This window comes from Mycobacterium sp. (assembly GCF_004298145.1).
Taxonomy (GTDB): domain Bacteria; phylum Actinomycetota; class Actinomycetes; order Mycobacteriales; family Mycobacteriaceae; genus Mycobacterium.
On record NZ_SCRH01000008.1, the window covers coordinates 1 to 7,940 of the forward strand.

The following is a 7,940-nucleotide window of genomic DNA, read 5'->3' on the forward strand; positions in this document are numbered from 1 at the left end:
GCCCGGATCGCGCATGTATCGCACCGGCGACCTGGTGTGCTGGGGTACCGACGGGCAACTCGCCTACCTGGGCCGCGCCGACGAGCAGGTCAAGATCCGCGGCTACCGCATCGAACTCGGTGAAATCCAGGCCGCGCTCGCCGCGCTCGACGGTGTCGAGCAGGCCGTGGTGATCGCGCGCGAGGACCGCCCCGGCGATAAGCGCCTCGTCGGCTACGTCACCGGGATTGCCGACCCGGCCGAGGCGCGCACCGCGCTGGCCGAACGACTCCCGGGCTACATGGTGCCGGCGGCCGTGGTCGGGCTCGACGCACTTCCGCTCACACCCAACGGCAAACTCGACACCCGCGCCCTGCCCGCGCCCGAATACACCACGGGCGAGTATCGCGCCCCGGGCAACGCGGTCGAGGAGATCCTGGCCGGCATCTACGCCGAGGTGCTCGGCGTGCAGCACGTCGGCGTCGACGAGTCCTTCTTCGAGCTGGGCGGTGACAGCATCTTGTCGCTGCAGGTGGTGGCGCGGGCACGCGCCGCGGGGCTCAGGTGCCGGCCGCGCGACGTGTTCGTCGAGCAGACCGTGGCCCGGCTGGCCCGGGTGGCCGCGGTGAGCGGTGGGGCGGCGGAGGTGGTCGACGACGGCGTCGGGCCGGTGCTCGCCACCCCGATCATGCGGTGGCTACAGGGTGCGGAAGAGGCCGGCGGCGCTGTCGATCAGTTCAACCAGACCGTGATGGTGCAGGCCCCCGCGGGGGTGACCGAGGCCGACGTCTCAATCGTGTTGCAGGCCTTGATAGATCGACACGCCATGCTTCGGCTGCGCGTCGATCACGACGACGACGCCGGCGGCTGGTCGTTCCACGTGCCCGAACCGGGGGTGGTGCGCGCCGACGACTGCCTGCAGTCGGTCGACGCGTTGTCCGACGAGGCGCTGTTACAGGCTCGCTCGCGGTTGAATCCGGCCACCGGGGCGATGCTCAGCGCGTTGTGGGTCGGAGCCACCGGCCGGTTGACGGTGATCATCCACCACCTGGCCGTTGACGCGGTGTCGTGGTGGATCCTGTTGGAAGACCTCAACATTGCCTGGGCGCTGCACAGCGGCGGACAGCCGGTGGAGTTGCCGCCGACGGGGACGTCGTTCGCCCGCTGGGCGACGCTGCTGAACGAGCACGCGCACCGCCCCGACGTGGTCAGCCAGCTGAACACCTGGAAGGAGGTGACGGCGACTGCCGCCGCGCTGCCCGCGGCGCGTCCCGACGTGGACACGTACGTCAGCGCCGGCCGCCTGTCCGTCGAGCTGGACGCCGAGACGACCGGGATGCTGCTCGGTGACGTGCCCACGGCTTTCCACGCCGGCATCCACGACATCCTGTTGATCGCCTTCGGGCTGGCGTGGGCGGAATTCCTGGGTGAGGGCGGCGCCCCGATCGGTATCGACGTCGAGGCTCATGGGCGTCACGAGGAGCTCGGGGCCGACACCGACCTGTCCCGCACCGTCGGGTGGTTCACCACCAAGTACCCGGTTTCCCTGGCGGTTGCCGGGTTGCGCTGGGCGCAGGTGATTTCCGGCGACGCGGCGCTGGGCCCGGTCATCAAACACGCCAAGGAGCAGCTTCGCGCCCTGCCCGAGCCGCTGACCTACGGGCTGCTGCGTTATCTCAACACCGACGTCGACCTCGCCGGGCCCGACCCGTCGATCGCGTTCAACTACCTGGGACGTCAAGGCGCGGCGTCCGATTCGGCGGGCGAGGGCTGGCGCATCAGCCAGGACGGGCTGTCGTTGCTCGGCGTCGCGGCGGCTGTACCCATGCCGCTGATGCACACCGTCGAGCTCAATGCCGGCACCATCGACACCGGCACCGGGCCGCACCTGCACGCCGAATGGACTTGGGCGCCATCAGCTCTCGACGCAACGCAGATCACCCGGCTGAGCCGGCTGTGGTTCGAGGCCCTGACCGGCGTCTGCGCGCATGTGCGCTCCGGTGGCGGCGGACTGACCCCCTCGGACATCGCCCCGGCCCGCCTGAGCCAGCAGCAGATCGACGAGCTGGCGCGGCAGCACCATATCGCCGATATCTTGCCGTTGACCCCGCTGCAGCAGGGACTGCTCTTCCACTCCAGCACCGCGCAGGGCGGCGACGACATGTACGCGGTCCAGCTGGATTTCACCCTCACCGGACCGCTGGACCCCGACCGCCTGCGCGATGCGGTGCACACCGTCGTCAACCGGCACCCCCACCTGGCGGCCCTGTTCTGCGAACAGTTCGACGAGCCGGTGCAGATCATCCCGGCCGACCCCGTGGTCGAGTGGCGGTACCTCGACCTCGGCGGTAGCGGCGCCGGGGAGGCCGAAGCCGACGAGCGGATCGAGCAACTGTGCGCTTCCGAACGTGCCGCGGTGTGCGACCTCGCCGGTCAGCCGGCATTCCGCGCCGCATTGATCCGCACTGCGGACCGTCGGTTCCGGTTCGTGCTGACCAATCACCACATCCTGCTCGACGGCTGGTCGCTCCCGATCCTGCTGCGCGAAATCTTCGCCGGCTACTACGGGCAGCGCCTGCCCGCCGCCGGCTCCTACCGGGCCTTCCTCACCTGGCTCGCCGACCGAGACCTCGACGCCTCCCGCGAGGCCTGGGCAGAGATGCTGTCCGGCTTCGAAACTCCCACCCTGGTCGCGCCCGAGGACCGGTTGGGGCAAGGGCGACGGGGCTTCCAGAAGTCTCGGGTGCCGCAGCAGACCACCCGGGCCCTGGGCGAACTGGCGCGTTCCTGCCACACCACACTCAGCACCGTCCTGCAGGCCGCCTGGGCGTTGGTGCTGACCTCATTGACCGGTCAGCACGACGTCGTGTTCGGCACCCCGCGCTCGCGGGTCGGCCAGCTGGAGGTCGACGACGCGGAATCGATGGTGGGGCTGCTGATCAACACGGTGCCGGTGCGCGCGAACATCACCGTGACGACCACCACCGCCGATCTGCTGGCGCAGCTACAGAACAGCCACAACGACGCGCTCGAGCACCAGCACCTGGCGCTCAGCGAAATCCATCGCGTCACGGGCCACGAGCAACTGTTCGACACGCTTTTCGTGTACGAGAACTACCCGATCGACAGCGGCATGACGCTGGGCGACGACGGGCTGGCCATCGCCGAGTTCAGCAACCGCGAGTACAACCACTACCCGCTGACGGTGGAAGCCCTGCCCGGCCGCGAACTCGGCCTGCACATCGAATTCGACACCGACGTGTTCGACACCGCCGGAATCGAGTCGCTCATCGAGCGACTGCAGCGGGTATTGGTCGCGATGACCGCCGACCCCGCCCGTCGGCTGTCGTCGGTCGATCTGCTGGACCGCGACGAGCGGGAACTGATGCTGTCGACGATGTCCGGCGCCGGTGTGACGGCACCGGTCGGCGTGGCGCCACAGCTGCTGGCCGCGGCCGTGGCGGCCGACCCGGACGCGCCCGCCGTGGTCGACGGCGCGCGGGAGTTGTCGTATCGCGAACTCGACGAATGGTCAACGCGGTTGGCGCGCACGCTGATCGACGCGGGCGTAGGCCCCGAGCGCGCGGTGGGCGTGGCGATTGATCGGTGCGCCGAACTGGTCGTCGCCTGGTGGGCCGTGGTCAAGGCCGGCGGCATCCACGCGCCGGTGGATCTGGACCACCCCGTCGAGCGGGTCGCGTCGGTGCTGGACACCGTCGACGCGGTCTGCGTATTGTCTTGCGGCACAGACGAAGTCGCCGGGGCGGGGACACGCCCGATCGTGCGCATCGACGGCCTCGATTTGTCCGGTCGCTCCGCGGACGAGATCACCGACGCCGATCGGCTCTCGCCGCTGCGCGCCGACGACACCGCGTACCTGATCTTCACGTCGGGCTCCACCGGCGTCCCCAAAGGGGTGGCGGTGAGCCACACCGGCCTGCTGGGCTGGGCCGCGGCCCAGCGCGAGCTGTTCGGTCTGGGCGCGGACGCGCGGGTGCTGATGGTCGCGTCGCCGACCTTCGACGCCTCGGTCGGAGAATTGTTGCTGGCGGCGGGATCCGGCGCGGCACTGGTGGTGGCGCCCGGCCAGGTGTACGCCGGTGACGCGCTGACCGCGCTGCTGCACAACCAGCGGGTCAGCGCGGCCATCCTGACCCCCACCGTGATCTCGACGCTGGACCGCGCCCGCCTCGACGGGCTGGACACGCTGGTCGCCGTCGGGGAGGCCTGCCTGCCGGAGCTGGTGGACGCCTGGGCGCCGGGTCGCCAGATGTTCAACGGCTACGGCCCGAGCGAGACCACCATCTGGGTCACCTGTGCTCGGCTGTCGGCGGGCCGGCCGGTCCGCATCGGCGCTCCCATTCCCGGCGTGTGCGCTCGCGTGCTCGACGCCTGGCTGAACCCCGTGCCGGTCGGCGTGGTGGGCGAGCTGTATCTGAGCGGGCCGGCGCTGGGCCACGGCTATGTGGGCCGGGTGGACTTGACCGCGGAACGGTTCGTCGCCAACCCCTTTGGCCGGCCGGGGGAGCGCATGTACCGCACCGGCGACGTGGTGCGCTGGATGCCCGACGGAACCCTGGACTACCTGGGCCGCGTCGACAGCCAGATCAAACTGCGCGGACAGCGCATCGAATTGGGCGAAATCGAAAACACCCTGCTGGCCTGCCCGCAGGTGACGCAGGCAGCCGTCACCGTGCAGGACAGTGCCACCGGCTCGCATCTGGTCGCGTACGTCACGCTCGACGACGCCGCCGCCACCGACCGAGACGTCCAACAAGACGAGGAAGACGTCCAGGAGTGGCAGCACCTCTACGACGACCTGTACGGCGCCGAACTCGCGGCGAACTTCGGCGAGGATTTCCGCGGCTGGAACAGCAGCTACACCGGCGACCCCATCCCGCTCGAAGAGATGGTCGAATGGCGTTCCGCCACAGTCGATCGCATCATATCCCTGCGGCCGCGGCGCGTGCTGGAGATCGGTGCGGGCTCGGGATTGCTGCTGTCACAGCTCGCCCCGCGGTGCGATCAATATGTCGCCACCGACTTTTCGGCCATCGCCATCGACAACCTGGCCCGCTCGATGGAGCAGCTGCAGCTGCCGTGGCGAGACCGCGTCGAGCTGCTGACCCAACCCGCCCACATCACGGACGGGCTGCCGCAGGGCCACTTCGACACCATCGTTCTCAACTCGGTCGTCCAGTATTTCCCCAACGCGCGATACCTGGCCGAGGTCATCGACAAGGCCATGGAGCTGCTGGCCCCCGGCGGCGCGATCTTCATCGGTGACATCCGCAACCACACGCTGCAGGGCGCGTTCCAAACCGCGATCGCCCTGGCCCGCGGCGGCGCCGCCGACGCGGCCGAGATCCGCCAGCGCGTCCGCCACGCCATGCTCGGCGAAACCGAATTGCTGTTGGCCCCGGAGTTTTTCACCACCTGGGCCGGTTCCCGCGGGTCGGCGGTCGGGCTCGATATCCGGGTCAAGCGCGGAATGGCCGACAACGAACTGAACCAGCACCGCTACGACGCCGTCATCCACAAGACTCCCGCGCCCGTGCGCTCGGTGGCCGACGAGCCCACCCGGACGTGGGCGCTGTGCGACGGCCTGCGTGGGCTCCACGACACCCTGACGTCGCAGCGCCCCGCCGCCGTCCGCGTCACCGACATCCCGCGTGCCGGACTGATCACCGACGTCGGGGTCGAAGCGGCGCTGGCCGCGGGGCTGCCGCTGGCCGACGCCCTCGCCCAAGCCGACGCCGGCCCCGACGCCACCATCGCCGAGGAATTGCACCGCCTCGGTGAGAGCACCGGATACCACGTCGCGGTCACCTGGGGTGCCCGACCCGGCACTCTCAGCGCGGTTTTCATCGCCCCCGACAACAACCAGGCTGCCCCGGCGCTGACCGATCTCTACCTACCCCCGGACGGGGCCACGCGGCGCACCAGTCACGCCAACGATCCTCGCGCCAACTCCAAGATCGGCCAGGTGCGCGAGCGGCTGAGCGCATGGCTGCCCGAGTACATGGTGCCGACGCACATTGTGGCGCTTGAGGAATTCCCGATGACCTCCTCGGGCAAGCTCGACCGCAAGGCCCTGCCGGCGCCCGAGTACCAGGACGCCGACCGTTACCGCGCCCCGGCCACCGCCGTCGAGGAGATCCTGGTCGGCATCTACGCGCAGGTGCTCGGTCTGGAGCGGGTGGGTGTCGACGAATCGTTCTTCGATCTGGGTGGGGATTCGCTGTCGGCGATGCGCCTGATCGCCGCGGTCAACGCCAGCCTGAACTCCGACCTCGGGGTGCGTGCCGTATTCGAGGCGCCCACGGTCGCCGAGTTGGCGCTGCTGCGCGGTGGAGACGCCGACCGCCCGGACCCCCTGGTGGCGGCGGAGCGCCCGGCGGTGATTCCGCTGTCGTTCGCGCAGACCCGGCTGTGGTTCATCGACCAATTCCAGGGCCCCTCACCGATGTACAACATCACCGTGGCGCTGCGGCTGCGCGGACGCCTCGACGCCGACGCGCTGGCCGCGGCACTGGCCGATGTCGTCGGCCGCCACGAAAGCCTGCGCACGGTGTTCGCGGCGGCCGACGGGATTCCGCGGCAGGTGGTGGTTCCCGCCGAGCAGATCGGGTTCGCCTGCCACGTCATCAACGCTCGCGGGTGGGCCGAAGACCGGCTGCGCGAGGGCATGGCGGCGGCCGCCCGGTACACCTTCGACCTGTCAACCGAAAGCCCCCTGCACACAGAGCTTTTCACGGTCAGCGACGACGAACACATGCTCGTGGTCGCCGTACACCACATCGCCGCCGACGGCTGGTCGATCACCCCGTTCGCGCGTGACCTCGGAATCGCCTACGCCAGCCGGTGCGCGGGCCACGCCCCCGACTGGGCGCCGCTGGCGGTGCAGTACGTCGACTACACGCTGTGGCAGCGCGCACACCTCGGTGACGTGGACGACGCCGACAGCCGCATCGCCGCCCAGCTGGACTTCTGGGCAGACACCCTGGCCGGGCTGCCCGAACGCCTGCAGCTGCCCACCGATCGGCCCTACCCGCAGGTCGCCGACCACCGCGGCGCCCGGCTGGCGGTGGACTGGCCCGCCGAGCTGCAGCAACAGGTCCGTCGCGTCGCGCGCGAGCACAACGCGACCAGCTTCATGGTGATCCAGGCCGCCTTCGCCGCGCTGCTCGCCAAGGTCAGCGCCAGTACCGATGTGGCCGTGGGCTTCCCGATCGCCGGGCGTCCCGAACCCGCGCTCGACGAGTTGATCGGATTCTTCGTCAATACCTTGGTGCTGCGCGTGGACGCCGCGGGGGATCCGACCTTCGCCGCTCTGCTGGCCCAGGTGCGCCGGCGCAGCCTGGCCGCGTTCGAGCATCAAGACGTGCCCTTCGAACTCCTGGTGGAGCGGCTCAACCCGACCCGGAGCATGGCCCATCATCCACTGATTCAGGTGCTGTTGGGCTGGGAGAACTTCCCCGGCGAGGTCAGTACCCCCGCAGCCGGGTTGGCCCTGGGCGATCTGCAGGTCACCCCGATGCCGGTGCACACGAATACGGCCCGCATGGATTTGACGTTCTCGCTGGCCGAACGCTTCACCGAGTCCGGCCAGCGCGCCGGCATCGCCGTGACGGCCGAATACCGGACCGACGTGTTCAATGCGGACACCGTCGAGGCGTTGATCGAGCGGCTGCAGCGGCTGCTGGCCGCGGTCACCGCCGAGCCGGAGCGGCGGCTGTCCTCGGTGGATCTGCTGGACACGGCCGAGCACACCCGGCTGGCGCGGTGGGGCAACGAGGCGGTGCTGACCGATCCGATGGAGCCGGTGACGGTGGCCGGACTGTTCGCCGCGCAGGCGGCGCGGACTCCGGATGCGGTGGCGGTGTCGTTCGAAGACCGGTCGATGACCTACCGGGAGCTCGATGAGGCGGCCAACCGGTTGGCGCATCTGCTGGTCGACC

1 protein-coding gene is annotated in these 7,940 nt (G+C 70.0%); it reads left to right on the forward strand.

Translation table 11 applies throughout. The features are described from left to right. On the forward strand, positions 1-7,940 hold a 7,940-nt coding region (locus EPN51_RS03055), incomplete at both ends, for a non-ribosomal peptide synthetase (RefSeq protein ID WP_293036296.1).